This window comes from Cupriavidus basilensis, assembly GCF_000832305.1.
In the GTDB taxonomy this organism is placed as follows: Bacteria; Pseudomonadota; Gammaproteobacteria; order Burkholderiales; family Burkholderiaceae; genus Cupriavidus; species Cupriavidus basilensis_F.
The window spans coordinates 1,149,717-1,167,813 of the sequence record NZ_CP010536.1 but is presented as its reverse complement, the minus strand read 5'-3'; the positions used below and the strand labels follow the sequence as shown (position 1 = coordinate 1,167,813).

The following is an 18,097-nucleotide window of genomic DNA, read 5'->3' as shown; positions in this document are numbered from 1 at the left end:
ACCCTTTCGCCCTGGGAAAGCCGGGGCACGAATAGATTCAAGCAAGGAGCTTCCCATGCTCTCATCCCGCAGCCACGCCCGGGTGCCCCTCCCCTTGCTGTTGCTTGCACTGGCCGCCGCGGCCGCCGCGCTCATTCCCGCAGCCTTCGGCGCGGACGAAATCCAGGGCGGCGCGACCACCCCGGGCGCGGCCATGACCCGGCCCCTCCCGCCGGTGACGCAGGCACAGCTCGACGCGGCCGGCAACGACGCTCGCGATTGGGTGCATTCCAATGGCTCCTACGTGCAGACGCGCTACTACCCGGGCAGCCAGATCAACACCAGGAACGTGGCAAAGCTGAAACCCGCGTTCCTGTTCCAGACCGCCGTGCTCGAGTCCATGGAGACCGCGCCGATCGTGGTCAACGGCGTCATGTTCCTGACCACGTCCTATAACCACGTCTATGCGATCGATGCCGTGACCGGCAAGGAGTTCTGGCACTACAAGCACAAGATGGGGCCGATCACGACCTTTTGCTGCGGCCCGAACAACCGCGGCGTGGCCGTCTCCGGCGACCGCGTCTTCATGGGCACGCTCGACGCCAGGCTGGTCGCGCTGGACGCCAGGACCGGCAAGCTGCTGTGGGAAACGCAGATCGCCGATCCCGAGCTGGGCTACTCGGAAACCATGGCGCCGGTGGTGGTGGACGACAAGATCCTGATCGGCACCAATGGCGGCGAATACGGCATCCGTGGCTTCCTCAAGGCGTACAGCGCCACCGACGGCAAGCTGCTGTGGACCTTCTACACCATCCCCGAAAAGGGCCATGAAGGCGTGTGGGCCACCAGGGACGCCACCGGCCGCGACATGAAGCGCGATATCGCGGCTGAGAAGAAACAGCTCGCGGACAAGGGCGGCGATTTCTACAAGGCGCTTGGCGGCGGCGTGTGGATGCCGCCGGCGATCGACCGCAAGAACAGGATGGCGATCTTCGTGGTGGGCAATCCCTCGCCCGACCTGTATGGCGCCATCCGCCCCGGAGACAACCTCTATACGGATTCGATGGTCGCGGTGGACCTGGATACCGGCGCCTACAAATGGCACTCGCAGTACATCGCCCATGACGTATGGGACCTGGACGCCGTGAGCCCGCCGATCCTGGTCGACGTGCGCGACAAGAACGGCCAGATGATTCCCGGCGTGATCCACGGCGGCAAGACCGGCCACGTCTATGTGCATGACCGCCGCGACGGCCGGCTTATCCGCTTCTCGCAAGCCATGATCCCACAGGAAGACATGTGGACCCTGCCCACGGCCAATGGCGCGCGCATGCTGCCAGGCGCCAACGGCGGCGTGGAATGGTCGCCGATGGCCTTCAACCCGAAGACGCGGATGGCCTATGCCGCCAACCTGCACCAGCCCATGACGTACCAGGTGGAAGCCTCGCCCTACCCGGGCGGCAAGCTCTGGCTTGGCGGCGCCTTCAAGACCATCCCGGCAGAGGCGCAGTGGGGCAAGCTCTCTGCGGTAAACATCGATACCGGCAAGGTGGTGTGGGACTACAAGACCGACCAGCCGCTGATCGGCGGCGTGCTCGCGACAGCCGGCGGGCTGGTCTTCAATGGTGAAGGCAACGGCCTGTTCCGCGCCTTCGACGCCGCCACCGGCAAGAAGCTGTGGGAGTACCAGTGCGGCGCGGGCGTGAATGCGCCGGCGGTGTCCTACATGGTCGGCGGCAAGCAGTACATCGCGGTGGCGGCCGGCGGCAACACGCAACTGGACTTCAAGCGCGGCAACAGCGTGTTGGTGTTCGCGGTGCAATAGGGATCAGGGATCAGGGATCGCGGATTAGGGATCAGGGATCAGGGATGCGTATCCGGTCCTATCTGGCCCGGCCCCGGCGGTTAGCGCTGCCGGGGCCGGTGCTTCTGGCGGGCCTGCTGCTGGCAGCCGTCGTCGGCAGCGCGCACGCCGATCCCGACGCCGGCAAGCGCAAGGCCGAATCGTGCGTCGCCTGCCATGGCCCGATGGGCAACGCCAGCAATCCGCTCTATCCGGTGCTGGCCGGCCAGAGCGGACGCTACATCTACCTGGAACTGAAGGATTTCAAGGAAGGCCGTCGCAGTCATCCGATGATCACGCCGATGGCCACGCCACTGTCGCGCGAGGACATGCTCGACCTGGGCGAATATTTTGCCGCGCAGAAACCCATTGCGTCCCAGTTCAAGGCCGACGGGCAGAAAGTGCAAGCCGGCAGGAAGAAGGCCGAGGAAGTGCTCTGCACCATGTGCCATCTCGGCGGATTCAAGGGGCAGAATGAAATTCCCCGCGTGGCGGGGCAGCAGTATGCGTATATCGTCAAGCAACTCGAAGACTTCCGTTCGCGCAAGCGGACTAATGATGCGGGGAGCATGACTAGCGTAGCTCGCGGGCTGTCGGATGCGGATATTCGGAATCTTGCTAGTTATATTGCTGATTTGCAGTAGGGTTTTGGGGGTTCCGGAGGGGCATGCGACATCACCCTGTCTGGACCCAAAAGCCATCGCCGCTCAAGGAAACGGCGCCCCCTCAAGTTACCGCTCTCAAAAAAAAACGGGGCTTGCGCCCCGCTCAAACCCTCGTCGGTCCGGACCTCCGGCCATCAACGACATAGCCACCGGACCGCCGATCACCGATGCTCGGTAACAGGCCCGCCTCTCGGCCGGGCCCGTTGATCTCCATCAAATCAGTTGGTGGTCTTGGCGCCTGCCTCGAACCACTGGCCCAGCAGCGCGCGCTCGTCATCCGTGATCTGCGTGACGTTGCCAAGCGGCATGGCCTTTTGCTGCACCGCCTGCTGGTAGATCATCTGCGCATGCGCCTTGATCTCGTCAGCGGTATCGAGCTTGATACCCTTGGCGGCGCTCGGCATCAACTTTGGCGCCGCGGCATGGCATTGGATGCAGCGCGAATTGATGACTTCCTGTACCTGGATAAAGCTCACCTGCGCGGCAGCCGCACCGTCCTTGCTGGCGACCACCTCACGCGGCACCGGCGCGATCATCACCGCGACAACCGCCAGCACGGCCACGCCGGCAGCCGGCCACGCGACGTTGATCCTGCCCTTGTGCTTGAGGATGAAGAACTGGCGAATCAGCACGCCGGCCAGCATGATCAGCACCAGCACGGCCCAGTTGTACTTGTAGCTGTAGGTCATGCTGTAGTGGTTCGACAGCATGGCGAACAACACCGGCAGCGTGAAGTACGTGTTGTGCACGCTGCGCTGCTTGGCGTTCTTGCCATGCACCGGATCCACCGGATCGCCCGCGCGCAGCGCGGCAACCACCTTGCGCTGCCCCGGGATGATCCACACCAGCACGTTGGCGCTCATGATGGTCGCGATCATCGCGCCGGTCAGCAGGAATGCCGCGCGGCCCGAGAACACGTGGCAGGCCACGAACGCGGCCAGCGCCACGTAGATCGCCACCAGGATGCCGACGGTGCGGTCGCTCTTGCCGAACACGCGGCAGATGCAGTCGTACACCAGCCAGCCCACGCCAAGATACGACAGCGCAAACCCGATCGCCGCGCCCGGCGACATGTCCATCACGTTCTTGTCGATCAGGAACGTGCTGGCGTTGAACAGGTACAGCACCACCAGCAGGCCAAAGCCGGTCATCCAGGTGGAATAGGACTCCCAGTAAAACCAGTGCAGGTTCTCCGGCAGCGTCTTGGGCGCGCTCAGGTATTTCTGCGGGTTGTAGAACCCGCCGCCGTGCACCGCCCACAGTTCGCCGCCCACGCCCTTCTCCTGCAGGTCGGGGTCGTCGGGACGGGTCAGGCTGTTGTCCAGCCAGACGAAATAGAACGAGGAGCCGATCCACGCGATCGCCGTGATGACGTGCACCCAGCGCAGCAGCAGATTGGCCCAGTCGAGGATATAGCCTTCCATGTCTTGTCTCCTTTATCGCCCGTTGCCGCGCTTAGCTGCCACGGTAGGTCGAGTACGACCAGGGGGAGACCAGCAGCGGCACGTGGTAATGCGCGCTGGTGTCGGCAATGCCGAAACGCAGCGTCACCACGTCGAGGAAAGCCGGCTCGGGCAGCTTGGTGCCCTGGGTGCGGAAATAATCGCCGGCGCCGAATTCGAGTTCGTACACCCCAACCGCCATGGTGTCGCCATCCAGCAGGGGCTGGTCGCAACGGCCATCGTGGTTGGTGACGACTGTCTTCAGCGTCTCCTTGCGATTGTCGACAATTTTATGCAGGGTAATCGACATGCCGGCGCCGGGCGTGCCGGCTGCGGTGTCGAGTACATGTGTGGTCAAGCGTCCCATCCTGTTATTCCTTAGGGCTTTGGGTTGTGAGAGGCGCCGCTGCCTTCACTAGCACCATTTGTGGGAATGGTGCCCGCTCGGTACGTATTTCTAACGCATCCCGGCGCTGGACTGGTGCATGGCGACAATGCTTCGCACCACTCCGGATGGCAACTCAGGAATTACCCTGACTTGTCGAAAACCTAGCTCGGTTTTGTTGACAATATTGCCGTGCCAACCAAATAATTGTCAACAATTTTTGGGGCGCGCCACTCTGCTTCACCCCGCTCACACGGCGCGCCGCTCCCCTCCTCACCGATACGCTGGTGCCAAGATGTCCAAGAGTCTCAAGCTGATCGCCGGTGCCGATGACACCGCCGCCCCGACCGAAATCAAGCCCGCCCGCAAGGGTTCCGTCGAGGAGCGCATGTATCACGAGATCTATGACGCGATCATGGAACATCGTCTGCCCCCTCGCACCAAGCTGACCGAGCACTCGCTGTGCGAAATCTATGCCACCGCGCGCCACACGGTGCGCAAGGTGCTGGCGCACCTGGCCGCCGACGGCATGGTGGACCTGGAACCCAACCGCGGCGCCTTCATCGCCAGCCCCTCCACCGACGAGGCGCACGACATGTTCGAGCTGCGCCAGATGCTGGAGCGCGCGGTGCTGGAGAAGCTCGCCGGCATGCGCGACGTCAAGCGCGTGATCGCGCCGCTGCGCAAGATGGTGGAGGCCGAGCGCCAGGCCTTCCTCACCAACGAGCGGCCCAAGTGGATCCGCCTGTCGGCCGAGTTCCATACCGCGCTGGCCGAGATTTCGGGCAACGCGCTGCTGGTCACCATGATGCGCCGGCTGGTGTCGCGCACCACGCTGATGATCGCCAGCGTCGAGGCGCCGGGCAATAACGCCTGCTCCTTCGACGAACACGAAGAGATCCTCGACGCACTGGAACAGGGCGATGCGGCCCTGGCCCAGAGCCGCATGGCGCACCATCTCGGCGCTTGCGCCGATCGCGTGCAGCCCGATGAACCGGGCAATTTCGATCTTCGCAGCGTGCTGGGTCACTCCACCTAGCAGGTTGTTCCCGCTGCCAACCTGCGGCCAAGGCCCGATTCCTGCTCATGAGAAACGCGTCCCCGACGATGCGCGAAGCCGGAGTCACATACCGAGAGCCACCCCGCCCGGCAGCGTTCCCATCAAATCCAAAGGAGAGGAGACACATCCATGACTAGCGCTAGCACCACGGTCACAACGGACCAAACCAACGAGCGGCTGCCTTCGGGCCGGCTGCTTGCGCTCGGCCTGCAGCACGTGCTGGTGATGTATGCCGGTACCGTCGCGGTGCCGCTGATCATCGGCGGCGCGCTCAAGCTGCCCAAGGATCAGCTTGCCTTCCTGATCAATGCCGACCTGTTCGCGGCGGGCCTGGCCACGCTGATCCAGGCTTTCGGCTTCTGGAAGTTCGGCATCCGCATGCCGGTCATGATGGGAGTGACCTTTGCCTCGGTGGCGCCGATGATCGCCATCGGCTCCGACCCCAACGTGGGCCTGCTGGGCATCTACGGCGCGGTGATTGCCGCAGGGGTGTTCGGCATCCTGGTGGCGCCGCTGATGGGACGCATGCTCGGGCTGTTCCCGCCTGTCGTCACCGGCACGGTGATCACGCTGATCGGGGTGTCGCTGATGCGGGTGGGCATCAACTGGGCGGCCGGCGGCCAGCCCACCACCCGTGCCGTGATCGACGGCGTGGTCAAGGATGTGCCAAACCTCGCCTATGGCGACCTGGGCAACCTGGGCATCGCGGCGCTGGTGCTGGTGGCGATCCTGTTGCTGAGCAAGTATGGCCGCGGCCTGATCTCCAACTGCGCGGTGCTGCTTGGCATCGTGATCGGCACCCTGGTGGCGATGGCGCTGGGCAAGGTTTCCTTCGAAGGCCTTAGCGACGCCAGCGCGATCGCGCTGATCACGCCGCTGCACTTCGGCATCCCGACCTTCGACCTTCCGGCCATCCTGTCGATGTGCGTGGTGATGCTGATCACGCTGGTGGAATCCACCGGCATGTTCCTCGCGCTGGCCGACATCACCGGCAAGCGCCTGTCCAACGAAGACCTGACCCGCGGCCTGCGCGCGGACGGCCTTGGCACCGTGATCGGCGGCGTGTTCAACACCTTCCCCTACACCTCGTTCTCGCAGAACGTGGGCCTGGTGACGGTGACCGGCGTGCGCTCGCGCTATGTGGCGGTGGCCGGCGGCATCATCCTGATCGGCCTGGGCCTGTTCCCGAAGATGGCGCACATCGTGGCCTCGGTGCCGCAGTTCGTGCTCGGCGGCGCGGGCATCGTGATGTTCGGCATGGTGGCCGCCACCGGCATCCGCATCCTGGGCTCGTGCGATTTCAACCGCAACCGCTTCAACCTGTTCATCGTCGCCATCTCGATCGGCTTCGGCATGATCCCGACACTGGCGCCGACCTTCTTCCAGTACCTGCCCAAGTGGACCGACCCGTTCACCCACAGCGGCATCGTGCTGGGCACCATCGTGGCAGTCGTGCTCAACGTCTTCTTCAACGGCATCCAGTCGCGTGAAGAAGCCATGCGCAACGCCGCGGCCAACTCGCACGGCACGGAATAAGTCCAGCCGGCGGCGGCCGGCACCGTTTCCTGAAGAACCATGACCCTGATGACAAGCCACAACTATCCACGCGATCTGATCGGCTACGGCAGCCAGCCGCCGCACGCCCGCTGGCCGGGCGGCGCGCGCATCGCGCTGCAGTTCGTCCTCAACTACGAAGAGGGCGGCGAAAACAACGTGCTGCACGGCGATGCCGGCTCCGAACAGTTCCTCTCCGAGATCATCGGCGCGGCGGCTTACCCCGACCGCCACATGAGCATGGAGGGCGTGTACGAGTACGGCTCGCGCGCCGGCGTCTGGCGCATCCTGCGCGAGTTCGAGCAGCGCGGGCTGCCGCTGACGATCTTTGGCGTGTCAATGGCATTGCAGCGCCATCCGGACCTGACCCGCGCGTTCGTCGAGCTAGGCCATGAGATCGCCTGCCACGGCTGGCGCTGGATCCACTACCAGGGGATGGATGAAGCCACCGAGCGCGAGCACATGCGCATCGGCATGCAGATCATCAAGGAACTGACCGGCTCGCTGCCACTCGGCTGGTACACCGGCCGCGACAGCCCCAACACGCGCCGCCTGGTGGTGGAGCACGGCGGGCTGCTGTATGACTCGGACTACTACGGCGACGACCTGCCCTTCTGGACCGAGGTGGAAGTCACCGGCGGCGAAAAGAAGCCCCACCTGGTGGTGCCCTATACGCTCGACTCCAACGACATGCGCTTTGCCACGCCGCAAGGCTTCAACACCGGCGAGCAGTTCTTCCACTACCTCAAGGACGCCTTCGACGTGCTCTACGCCGAGGGCGATCCGCAGGGGCTGGACCGCCCCAAGATGCTGTCGGTGGGCATGCACTGCCGCCTGCTGGGCCGCCCGGGCCGCATGCGCGGGCTGCAGCGCTTTCTCGACTACGCGCAGGGACACGACAAGGTCTGGATCTGCCGGCGCGTGGATATCGCGCGCCACTGGGCCGAAACCCATCCCTACTCCGCACAGAACCACGCATAAGCCGAACCATGAGCCAGACCTACACCCTCGACCAACTCAACGCCCTGCCGGCCGCCGACTTCATCCAGGCGCTCGGCGGCATCTATGAACACTCCGCGTGGGTGGCGCAAGCCGCCGCCACGCAGCGCCCCTTTGCCCATGCGGCCGCGCTGGCCGATGCCATGCGCGCCATCGTGGACGGCGCGGGCGACGCTGCCCAGATCAAGCTGGTGCGCGCCCACCCGGAGCTGGCCGGCAAGGCCGCCGTGCGCGGCGAGCTGACCGCCGAATCCACCCGCGAGCAAAGCGGCGCCGGGCTGGACCAGTGCTCCGCGGCGGAGTTCGAGCAACTGCAATCGCTCAACCGCCAGTACAACGAGAAATTCGGCTTCCCCTTCATCCTGGCGGTGCGCGGCTACGACCGCGCCGGCATCATCGGCGAGTTCGCAAGGCGCGTGAGCAACGAACCGGCCGCAGAGTTGCAAACTTGCATCAACCAGATCCACCGCATTGCGCAATTCCGGCTGAACGACTTAGTATCCGGCTGAGCCAAAAAAGCAGCTGGTTCGTTAGCCCTGCGTTACCCCTGTCATTCCACTGATTTACCACTGATTTACCGCTGACTTACCCATGCTGCTGTAACGGGCAGCGGCCGGACCGAGCCCAGGCCCGGCCTCCGCCTGGCACCAAAAAAGGCACCAGAACCAATAAAGCTCATCAAGCCCATCAAGCCCATCAAGCTCGTGGAGCAGCGAAAGCTAATAGAACCCGTCAGGGACCCAGTACACAAAGAACGCAACGGATCAACCACGGAGAAACCCACAATGCATAAGCAGATCAAGCCGGCCCTCAAGCTGGCAGCGATGGCAGCAGCCCTTTTCAGCGGCGCGGCCATGGCGCAATCCAGCGTCACGCTGTACGGCCAGGCCGACATGTTCGTCGGCGGCGTCAAGAACGTCGGCGCGGCCAACCGCGCCTATGTCGCCAATTCGGGCGGCATGCAGACCTCGTACTGGGGCATCAAGGGCACCGAAGACCTCGGCGGCGGCACCAAGGCCATCTTCGACCTGAACGGCTTCTTCCGCACCGACAGTGGCTCCTCGGGCCGCTTCAACGGCGACTCGATGTTCAGCCGCAATGCATTCGTGGGCCTGCAGAACGACAAGCTGGGCACCATCAAGCTGGGCCGCAACACCACGCCCTACTTCGTGTCGACCATCCTGTTCAACCCGCTGATCGACTCCTACGTGTTCTCGCCGATGGTGTTCCACACCTATTTCGGCGCCTCCACGGCCCGCGTGAACGACCCGGGCATCATCGGCGATTCGGGCTGGAACAACTCGCTGCTGTACTCCACGCCGAACTTCGGCGGCCTGACCGCCAACGTGATCTACTCGTTCGGCGAGAAAGCTGGCGCCACCGGCCAGAACAAGTGGGGCGGCAACCTGACGTACTTCAACGGCCCGTTCGCTGCCACGCTGGCCTTCCAGCAGGTCAAGTTCGACAGCACGCCGGGTGACGTGACCGCATCGACCAGCCCGCTGCTGGTCGGATTCAGCAAGCAAAATGCGGTGCAGGGCGGCGTGAGCTACGACTTCAAGATCGTCAAGCTGTTCGCGCAAGGCCAGTACATCAAGTCGGACATCAACAACAACGTCAACGGCGACATCAAGCACACCAACGGCCAGGTCGGCGTTTCGGTGCCGGTCGGCAATGGCAATATCCTGGCGTCCTACGCCTACGACAAGACCAAGAACTCGGTCGCGGACTTCAAGCGCAACACGGTGGCGGTCGCTTACGACTACAACCTGTCCAAGCGCACCGACGTCTACGCCGCTTACTTCTACGACAAGATCACCGACCTGTCGCACGGCGACACCTTCGGTGTGGGCCTGCGCCACAAGTTCTGACGCTTTCCCCTTGTCAGCGGGAACGGCTACCCGCCCTCCCGCCCAACCCGCCCAACCCGCGCTTGTGGCGGGTTTTTTTATGGTGCGCCGGCGCGCGGTGCTCAGGCGGCAAGCAGGCTCCCGGCGATGAAGTCCACGAAGGCCCTGAGCTTGGGTGACAGCTGGCGGCTGGACGGCCACAGCACCCGCAGCATCGTGCGGTCCTGGTTGTAGTCGTCAAGCACGCTGACAAGCGTGCCTTCGTCCAGCTGGCGCCGGATGGAAATATCCGGCACGCAGGCGATGCCCAGGCCCTGCTCGGCGAAACACACCTGCGGCTCCAGCGTGTTGGTCACCATGCTGGCCAGCCGAGCCCGATCCCGGCCGGCTGGCCATCGCGGCACAGCGGCCACGCAAGGCTGGCGCCGCCGGCCATTGCTGCTGGCCGCGCTGGCCGGGCTGCTGGCCTTCAATACGATTACCGCCCTGGCGCCCGGCTACGTAGTGGCACTGGTGGCGCGCTTGCTGGCAGGCATGGCGGGCGGCCTGATCTGGGGCATGCTCGCGGGCTATGCGCGGCGCATGGTGCCGGATCACCTCAAGGGCCGCGCACTGGCCGTGGCCGGCGTCGGCGCGCCGCGTTTGGCGCGATGTCGGTCCTGGCGCTGGCCGTGATGGCGTGGTTCGCGTTGAGGGCGCCGGATTACGCTGGCCACGCTGCGGGCAAGCACATGCCAGTGCGCCGGGTGTTCGCGACCCCGGGTGTGCGGCCAGTCCTGGGCGTACTGGCCTTATGGGTGATGGCCCACAACATGCTCTACACCTATGTCGTGCCCTTTCTCGTGCCAGCCGGACTGGCCGGGCAGGTGGATATCGTGCTGCTGGTGTTCGGCGTGGGGTCGCTGGGCGGCGTGTGGGTCAGCGGCCTGCTGATCGACCGCCTGCTGCGCGTGCTGGTGCTGGCAAGCCTTGCGCTGTTCGCCATGGCCTCGCTGGCGCTCGCCATCGGCGGCAGCCATCCGGCCGTGGTCTATCTGGCCGTCGTGACCTGGGGCCTGACCTTCGGCGGCGCCCCCGCCTTGCTGCAGACCGCATCCGCCGAGGCGGCGGGGCCTGGCGCCGATGTCGCGCAATCGATGCTCGTCACCACCTGGAACCTCGCCATCGCAGCCGGCGGCATCGTCGGCGGCGTCCTGCTGGAGACGCACGGCGTCGGCGCGTTCCCGCGGGCGCTGCTTGCGTTGTTGCTTGTTGGGCTGCTGATTGCGTGGGCCTCGCGCGGGCATGGGTTCCCGACGCGACCCGACGCGGCATAGCGCGCGGCGCCGCGGGCGCTAGGGATTCTTGCGCCGCCGGCCAGGCTTGGGCGGCGGCGCCTGCAGGCTCACCAGCAACCGCCCGAACTCGCGCGCGGCCGGCGTCTTCTCACCATCGCGCCAGATCAGCGCAAAATCCGCCGCCGGCAGCGCTGGCAAGCCGTACTGGCCATCGATCACCTTCATCCCCGGCTTCAGGTCGCCGCGAATCTGCACCGAGGCGCCGAGCCCCGCCAGTACCGCAGTGCGGATGCCCTCCTGGCTTGGCGACGTAAACGCCACGTGCCACGGTATGGGGGTGCCCTCCAGTGCCGCCACGCCCACCTGCCGGTTGACGCAGGGCGACGGCGACAACGCGAGCGGCAACGACGCACCCGGTGCGACCTCGAAGGCCTGGGCGGCGGCCCACACGAACCGCGTGTGCTGCAGCACCGTGCCGCCCTCGCCGCCCGGCGCCGACAACACCACGGCAAGATCCAGTTCGCCGGCCTTGATCATCGCGCGCAAGTCCAGGTACGTGCCCACGTTCACATCGAGACGCACCGCGGGGAATGCCCGGGCGAACCGCGACAGCAGTTGCGGAAGCCGCTCGCCCAGGAAGGTTTCCGGCACGCCGAAGCGCACCACACCGCAAACGGGAGAGGGCCGGAACCGGCGCGAAAGAGCATCGAGCGAGGCCAGGATCTGCTCCGCGTGCTGGAGAAAATCGTTGCCGTCCTCGGTCAGGGTCAGGGTGCGCGTCGTGCGGTGCAGCAGCGGCCGGCCCACCTGCTCTTCGAGCCGCCGGATCTGATGGCTGACCGCGGACTGCGTCAGGTGCAGCCGCTGCGCCGCGCGCGTGAAGCCGCCGGTTTCCTTGACGGCGACAAAGGCCCGCAACAGTGTCGGATCGAAATCCATGGTCCCTTATTTATGATGATCGTTAATGAATCGGAAGAAATTAGATCATTTCTATCATGGCGAGGACTCGCTCACAATGTGCGCCAAGACCGGCGTCGAGCACGACGCCATCCGTTCCCCGCAACCGGATTCGCCTGGAAAGCACCCTCGATGCGCCTCACTCATTCCCGTAAAAACCAAATGGCATTGGCCGCCGTCTGCCTGGCCGCGCTGATGTTCGGCCTGGAGATCTCCAGTGTGCCGGTCATACTGCCCACCCTTGAGCACGTCCTGCACGCTGGCTTCGGGGACATGCAATGGATCATGAATGCCTACACCATCGCCTGCACCACGGTGCTGATGGCGGCCGGCACACTGGCCGACCGCTTTGGCCGCAAGCGCATGTTCATCCTCGGCATTGCCTTGTTCGCCGTTGCCTCCCTGGTCTGCGGCCTGGCGCAAAGCGCCGCCGTGCTGATTGCCAGCCGGTTCCTCCAGGGCATGGCCGGCGGCGCGATGCTGATCTGCCTGGTGGCGATCCTGTCGCATCAGTTCCAGCAAGGCAAGGAACGCAGCAAGGCCTTTGCCGCGTGGGGCATCGTGTTCGGGATCGGCCTGGGTTTCGGGCCCATCGTGGGTGGCATGATCGTTGCCGTCTCCAGCTGGCAATGGGTGTTTCTGGTGCACGTCGTGCTGGCCATCCTGACCCTGGCGCTGGTCTTCGCGGGCGTGCAAGAATCGCGCGATCCGCAGGCGGGCAAGCTCGATGTCGCGGGCATCGTCACGCTGTCGCTGGCCGTTTTCGGCCTGGCCTACCTGATCACGCAGGGGCCGGAGGCCGGCGTTTCCCGCGCCGCCGCGATCGGCATGACGGCCGCGACGGCGGCCAGCTTCGTGGCGTTCCTGCTCGCGGAAAAACGCAATCCGCATCCGATGTTCGATGTTTCGGTGTTCCGCAGCCGGGACTTCTCGGGCGCGCTGCTTGGCTCCATGGGCATGAACTTCAGCTTCTGGCCGTTCATGATTTACCTGCCGCTTTATTTCCACGGCGGCCTGGGCTACGGCAGCGTGGCCGCCGGCTTGTCCTTGCTGGCTTACACGCTGCCCACGTTGGTGTTTCCGCCGCTGGGGGAGCGGCTTGCGCTGCGCTACAGGGCCGCCATGGTCATTCCCCTGGGCTTGTTCACGATCGGGCTGGGCTTCATGCTGATGAAGCTCGGCAGCAGCCTGGCACAGGCAAGCTGGCTCACCCTGCTGCCGGGTTCGCTGCTGGCCGGCATCGGCCTGGGCATCACCAACACGCCGGTGACCAACACCACCACCGGCTCGGTCCCCAGCAGCCGCGCGGGCATGGCGTCCGGCATGGACATGAGCGCGCGGATGATCTCGCTGGCGGTCAATATCGCGTTGATGGGATTCATCCTGGTCGCGGGGATCTCTTCGTATCTGAAGCGTGCCTTTCCGGGCGCGTTCGATGCGTTGCAGTTGCGCGCGCTGGCGCAGCGCATTGCCGCGGGCAACCTGGATGCGCCCGGGGACGCCTTCACGCAACTGCCCGCCCTGGACGCGTCCGGCGCCGCGCTGCATGCGGCGCTGGTCCATGGCTTTGGCTGGGTGATGCTGTATGGGGGGATTGGCGCCTGGGTCCTCGCCCTGCTCAGCCTGATGGTGTTCGCTCCCGGCAAACGCGGGCGTCAGGCGGTTGCCGATCCCGCGGGCCGCTGCGCTTAGCAGTCCACCGCCATCGCCGGCGTGAAGGTGCACGGCACGCCCGGCGTCAGGTAGCCGCCGCAGGTGGACGCCCAGTACGCTCAGCCGCCTCCCCGGGTCGGCACGCCGGCGATGGCCCAGGCCGACGATTCACGCCGTGCCGGGCATGGAATCGCGCACGCCTTGCGCCCCGCGAACTCGCTGGCCATGCGGGCCAGGTCGATCTCCCAGCCGCGCGCTTCGAGCGCCTTGAGCGTCTTGCGAAAGGCGATCTGCAAGCCATCCGAGCGCACCGACACTTCCTCCCGCCAGTCGTCGGGCGTGTGCTGCGGGCAAACCCGGGACAGCACGGCGTGGTCCTGCTCGAAGATGCGCAGGTTGCTGCGGCGGGTGCGCGCGTCAAGCAGCGCGCTCTTCATGAAGGTACGGCCCATCATCCACAGGGTGCGCGTGCGTTTGGCGTCGACCGGCAGGTGCGCCGAGACGATGCGGATCTCCCAGCCGGGACGGGGCTCGAGCCGCAGCGTGGTGCACGGCCCGGAGAAGTGGTAGCCCGGCGTGGTGTAGACCGGCACCCGGCCACCCGCTGCCCCGCGCGCGAGCCACGCAGGCCATGAGCGGCGCCGCGGGCGGTACATGCGCATGCGCGCTTCGCCCTGCCACTCGCCTGCCTCTACCGTGAAGTCGTCGATCTCGGGATGCGCGGGGTCGCCGAAAGCCGTGCCATGCACGAATGGCGCGTGGGCAAAGTCCAGGCCGTTCTCCATCACGCGGTCCCAGCTGGCATCCCAGTCGAAATGCCCGCGCACCAGCCGGAAACGGGGATCCTCGACCCATGACAGATCCGGCAGCGGTGGCCGCTGCGCCGGCGGCAGGTCGCCCAGGAAGGCCCAAACCCAGCCAAAGCGCTCCACCGTCGGGTAAGCGTCCACCCGCGCCCGGGTAGGTACCCGCAGTCCCGGCTGGGCCGGGATATGCGTGCAGATGCCGTTGCCGTCGTAGCGCCAGCCGTGGTACGGGCACACCACGTCGCCGGCCACCACGCGGCCATGGCTGAGGGATCCACCCCGATGCGCGCAGACGTCGGACAGCGCGCAGGCCAGGCCGGCGCTATCGCGAAACAGCACCAGCTTCTGGCCAAGCGCGGTCACCATGACAGGCTCGGCACGCACATCCGTTGAATGGCCCAGCACGTACCAGAGATTCTTTAGCATCGGGATTGCCTTGAGGACGGCATTGAGGATGGCCACGGGGTCGTCGGGTTCGCGCGAGTGCCCTGGCGCCGAAGGGCGCCTCGCCGCCGGATCGCGGCGCGCCGCACCATGGCGGTTCGACCGGATTGAGCGCCGCTGGTTTCGGCAGTGCCGCGACGCAGCATGGATTTGCTGCGGTGCGATAGAGACAAACTACCGGAATTCGGGATCGAAAGCCGCTGCTTAATAGAGCGATTCAATTGGCGGGCCTGCGCCTGCGTACCTAGATTTAGGTTCCAGGCAACAAGACGGCAACGGACGAGGTGACTCATGCGGCGTGATGCAAAGACACGGTCGGAGTTGATGGCCATCCTGAACCAGTTCCTCAACAACAATCCTGAGTGCGGCGAGTGCGAACTGCATGCCATGCGAGTTCACCAGCCTGACCACACCGGTTGCAACTGGAGCGCGGAAGTCGATTTCCCGCGCGAGGAGGAGGACCATTTGCCAACCCGGCTGGCCGCGGCCAAGTCCATCATCGTTGTGATGCGCGAGCAGTACAACATGCTGCAATAGCGACGATAGCGGCATTGCGGCATAGCGGCAACGGGATCAGGGCAGGACAGGTTTTCCGGGCCGGCGGAACTGCTTCACAAGCCGGTCAAAAAAACGGGGCTCCAAAGGAGCCCCGTTTTCATTGGGTGGCGCCCGGCAAGCCGGCCGCGCCGCCGGATCAGCGCACCGCGTTGGCTTCGGCCACCGCTACCGCCGTCATGTTGACGATGCGGCGGGTGGTAGCTTGCGGGTTGAGAATGTGCACCGGCTTGGCCGCGCCCAGCAGGATCGGGCCAATGGTGACGCCCTGCCCGCCCGTGATCTTGAGCAGGTTAAAGGCGATATTGGCCGCATCCAGCGTCGGCATGACCAGCAGGTTGGCGCTGCCGGCCAGCTTGGTGCCCGGCAGGAAGTGACGGCGCACGTCCTCGACCAGGGCGGCGTCGCCCTGCATCTCGCCTTCCACTTCCAGGTGCGGCGCTTCGCGAGCCAGGATCTCCTGGGCCGCGCGCATCTTCCTGGCCGACGGGCGGTCCGACGAGCCGAACATCGAGTGCGACATCAGCGCCACCTTCGGATGCTGGCCAAAACGCGCGATTTCCTCGGCGGCCAGCTGCGTGATGGCGGCGAGCTCCTCGGCGGTGGGATCGTCGTTGACGAAGGTGTCGGTGATGAACAGCGTGTACTTCTCGAGCATCAGCGCGTTCATCGCGGCGAACACCTTGGCGCCCGGCGCCATGCCGATCACGTCGCGCACGTGCTCCAGGTGGGCTTCGAAGCGGCCCACGGTGCCGCACAGCATCGCGTCGGCGTCGCCCATATGCATCAGCATGGTGCCGATCAGCGTATTGGAGCGGCGCAGCATCACCTTGGCCACGTCCGGCGTGACGCCGTCGCGACCGCGCAGGGTGTGGTAGGCCTCGTGGTAGGCACGGTAGCGCGGGTCGTCTTCCGGGTTGATCAGCTCGAAGTCCGCGCCGGCCTTCAGGCGCAGGCCGGCCTTGTCGATGCGCATCTGGATCACGTGCGGGCGGCCGATCAGGATCGGACGGGCCAGGCCTTCGTCCACCACGGTCTGCACCGCGCGCAGCACGCGCTCTTCTTCGCCCTCGGCATAAACCACGCGCTTGGGCGCGGCCTTGGCTGCCGTGAACACCGGCTTCATGATCAGGCCGGTGTGGTAGACGTACTGGGTGAGCTGCTGGCGGTAGGCTTCCAGGTCCTTGATCGGACGGGTGGCCACGCCGGACTCCTCTGCGGCCTTGGCCACTGCCGGCGCGATCTTCTCGATCAGGCGCTGGTCGAACGGCGTCGGGATGATGTAGTCCGGGCCAAACTTCAGTTCCTGGCCACCGTAGGCGGCGGCAACGGCGTCGTTCAGCTCGGCTTCGGCCAGGTCGGCGATGGCCTTGACGCAAGCCAGCTTCATGGCTTCCGTGATCTTGGTGGCGCCGCAATCCAGCGCGCCACGGAAGATGTACGGGAAGCACAGCACGTTGTTGACCTGGTTCGGGTAGTCCGAGCGGCCGGTGGCGATGATGCAATCCGGGCGCGCTGCCTTGGCCACTTCCGGGCGGATTTCCGGCTCGGGGTTGGCCAGCGCCAGGATGATGGGTTTGTCGGCCATGGTCTTGACCATCTCGGCGGTCAGCACGCCGGCGGTCGAGCAGCCCAGGAACACGTCAGCGCCATTGACGATATCGGCCAGGGTACGGTTCGAGGTGTCTTGCGCGTAGCGCGCCTTGTTGGGTTCCATGTTGGCGTCGCGGCCCACATAGATCACGCCCTTGGAGTCCACCACCGAGACGTTCGAGCGGGTCACGCCCAGGCTCACCATGGTGTCCAGGCAGGCGATGGCCGCGGCGCCGGCGCCCGAGACCGCCAGCTTGACCTTGGCGATATCCTTGCCGACCACCTTCAGGCCGTTGAGCAGCGCCGCGCCCGAGATGATGGCGGTGCCGTGCTGGTCATCGTGGAAGACGGGGATGTTCATGCGCTCGCGCAGCTTCTTCTCGATGTAGAAGCACTCGGGCGCCTTGATGTCTTCGAGGTTCACGCCGCCGATCGTCGGCTCCAGCGCGGCCACGATCTCGACGATCTTGTCCGGGTCGTGCGCATCGAGCTCGATGTCGAACACGTCGATGCCGGCGAACTTCTTGAACAGGCAGCCCTTGCCCTCCATCACCGGCTTGCCGGCCAGAGGACCGATGTCGCCCATGCCGAGCACGGCGGTACCGTTGGTGATCACTGCCACCAGGTTGCCACGCGAGGTGTACTCGGCGGCCATCGCGGGATCCTTGGCGATCTCCTCGCAGGCGTAGGCCACGCCCGGGGAGTAGGCCAGGGACAGGTCGCGCTGGTTGGACAGCGCCTTGGTCGCGTTTACCTGGATCTTGCCCTTGGTCGGGCTGCGGTGGTATTCCAGCGCGGCCAGGCGCAATTGCGCTTCAGGACTGTTGGGGGCATGTTGCGGTGCATCACCGCCGGTCTTGCTGGTCATTATGCTCGTCCAGGAAGTGGCCCTGCCAGTGCCCGCCGAGGCTGCGCCGGTCGTATCCGGCGTGGCTTGCCGGAATCTTCCATTGCAGCTTTCAAAGACGGGCTCCGGCGGCTCGGGCCGAAAAATCGAGCCGTCATTCTAGCTCACCCAAGCCCGGCGCGAAGCCC

17 protein-coding genes are annotated in these 18,097 nt (G+C 65.5%); 11 read left to right on the top strand and 6 right to left on the bottom strand.

Annotation, left to right across the window (positions count from 1 at the left end):
- Positions 1-55 precede the first annotated feature (55 nt).
- Both RR42_RS05285 and RR42_RS05280 read left to right on the top strand, forming a co-directional pair.
- Positions 56-1,804: a pyrroloquinoline quinone-dependent dehydrogenase gene (locus RR42_RS05285; RefSeq protein WP_043344667.1), complete on the top strand. Its 1,749-nt coding sequence runs from the start codon at positions 56-58 to the stop codon at positions 1,802-1,804.
- Positions 1,805-1,848: 44 nt separating this feature from the next.
- The gene (locus RR42_RS05280; protein WP_043344665.1) at positions 1,849-2,466 is read left to right on the top strand and encodes a c-type cytochrome; all 618 of its coding nucleotides are present in this window, start codon (positions 1,849-1,851) and stop codon (positions 2,464-2,466) included.
- Between the two features lie 239 nt (positions 2,467-2,705).
- Here RR42_RS05280 and RR42_RS05275 read toward each other — a convergent pair whose 3' ends face one another.
- Together RR42_RS05275 and uraH are read right to left on the bottom strand one after the other, a co-directional pair.
- Positions 2,706-3,911, bottom strand: a complete 1,206-nt coding sequence (locus RR42_RS05275; RefSeq protein ID WP_043344664.1) for a urate hydroxylase PuuD — start codon at positions 3,909-3,911, stop codon at positions 2,706-2,708.
- Positions 3,912-3,942: 31 nt separating this feature from the next.
- Positions 3,943-4,296, bottom strand: a complete 354-nt coding sequence (uraH, locus tag RR42_RS05270) for a hydroxyisourate hydrolase (RefSeq protein ID WP_043344662.1) — start codon at positions 4,294-4,296, stop codon at positions 3,943-3,945.
- A 313-nt stretch (positions 4,297-4,609) separates the two neighbouring features.
- Between uraH and RR42_RS05265 the strand changes: the two genes are divergently transcribed.
- The 5 genes from RR42_RS05265 to RR42_RS05245 all read left to right on the top strand — a co-directional run bounded on the left by RR42_RS05265 (position 4,610) and on the right by RR42_RS05245 (position 9,798).
- Positions 4,610-5,353: a GntR family transcriptional regulator gene (locus RR42_RS05265; protein WP_043344659.1), complete on the top strand. Its 744-nt coding sequence runs from the start codon at positions 4,610-4,612 to the stop codon at positions 5,351-5,353.
- A 150-nt stretch (positions 5,354-5,503) separates the two neighbouring features.
- On the top strand, positions 5,504-6,910 hold the full coding sequence (locus RR42_RS05260) for a nucleobase:cation symporter-2 family protein (protein WP_043344656.1): 1,407 nt from the start codon (positions 5,504-5,506) through the stop codon (positions 6,908-6,910).
- 48 nt (positions 6,911-6,958) lie between these two features.
- Complete coding sequence (gene puuE, locus RR42_RS05255) at positions 6,959-7,909, top strand: allantoinase PuuE (RefSeq protein WP_043351427.1); 951 nt, start codon at positions 6,959-6,961, stop codon at positions 7,907-7,909.
- Between the two features lie 8 nt (positions 7,910-7,917).
- A complete protein-coding gene (gene uraD / locus RR42_RS05250) occupies positions 7,918-8,436 on the top strand; it encodes a 2-oxo-4-hydroxy-4-carboxy-5-ureidoimidazoline decarboxylase (protein ID WP_043344655.1) in 519 nt (172 codons plus the stop codon).
- 276 nt (positions 8,437-8,712) lie between these two features.
- Entirely contained in the window at positions 8,713-9,798 is a 1,086-nt protein-coding gene (locus RR42_RS05245) for a porin (protein WP_043344653.1), read from the top strand.
- A 101-nt stretch (positions 9,799-9,899) separates the two neighbouring features.
- On the opposite strand, the gene RR42_RS05240 is transcribed toward RR42_RS05245, so the two are convergent.
- Positions 9,900-10,136 (bottom strand): LysR substrate-binding domain-containing protein, encoded by a 237-nt coding sequence (locus tag RR42_RS05240; protein ID WP_052494463.1) that lies wholly within the window; start codon positions 10,134-10,136, stop codon positions 9,900-9,902.
- Between RR42_RS05240 and RR42_RS37585 the strand changes: the two genes are divergently transcribed.
- Positions 10,135-10,452 (top strand): MFS transporter, encoded by a 318-nt coding sequence (locus tag RR42_RS37585; protein WP_144409742.1) that lies wholly within the window; start codon positions 10,135-10,137, stop codon positions 10,450-10,452. The genes RR42_RS05240 and RR42_RS37585 overlap by 2 nt on opposite strands.
- Positions 10,428-11,093 carry an MFS transporter gene (locus RR42_RS05235; protein ID WP_052494461.1) on the top strand — a complete coding sequence of 222 codons (666 nt, stop codon included), beginning with the start codon at positions 10,428-10,430 and terminating at the stop codon, positions 11,091-11,093. Before RR42_RS37585 ends, RR42_RS05235 begins: the two co-directional genes overlap by 25 nt.
- 18 nt (positions 11,094-11,111) lie before the next feature.
- Here RR42_RS05235 and RR42_RS05230 read toward each other — a convergent pair whose 3' ends face one another.
- Positions 11,112-11,993: a LysR substrate-binding domain-containing protein gene (locus RR42_RS05230; protein WP_043344650.1), complete on the bottom strand. Its 882-nt coding sequence runs from the start codon at positions 11,991-11,993 to the stop codon at positions 11,112-11,114.
- A 180-nt stretch (positions 11,994-12,173) separates the two neighbouring features.
- On the opposite strand from RR42_RS05230, the gene RR42_RS05225 reads away from it, so the two are divergent.
- Positions 12,174-13,703: an MFS transporter gene (locus RR42_RS05225; RefSeq protein WP_330218506.1), complete on the top strand. Its 1,530-nt coding sequence runs from the start codon at positions 12,174-12,176 to the stop codon at positions 13,701-13,703.
- 80 nt (positions 13,704-13,783) lie between these two features.
- On the opposite strand, the gene RR42_RS05220 is transcribed toward RR42_RS05225, so the two are convergent.
- On the bottom strand, positions 13,784-14,896 hold the full coding sequence (locus RR42_RS05220) for an aromatic ring-hydroxylating oxygenase subunit alpha (protein WP_043344646.1): 1,113 nt from the start codon (positions 14,894-14,896) through the stop codon (positions 13,784-13,786).
- Between the two features lie 309 nt (positions 14,897-15,205).
- On the opposite strand from RR42_RS05220, the gene RR42_RS05215 reads away from it, so the two are divergent.
- Complete coding sequence (locus RR42_RS05215) at positions 15,206-15,451, top strand: hypothetical protein (protein WP_043344643.1); 246 nt, start codon at positions 15,206-15,208, stop codon at positions 15,449-15,451.
- A 157-nt stretch (positions 15,452-15,608) separates the two neighbouring features.
- On the opposite strand, the gene RR42_RS05210 is transcribed toward RR42_RS05215, so the two are convergent.
- Complete coding sequence (locus tag RR42_RS05210) at positions 15,609-17,930, bottom strand: NADP-dependent malic enzyme (protein ID WP_043344642.1); 2,322 nt, start codon at positions 17,928-17,930, stop codon at positions 15,609-15,611.
- Positions 17,931-18,097: the final 167 nt, after the last annotated feature.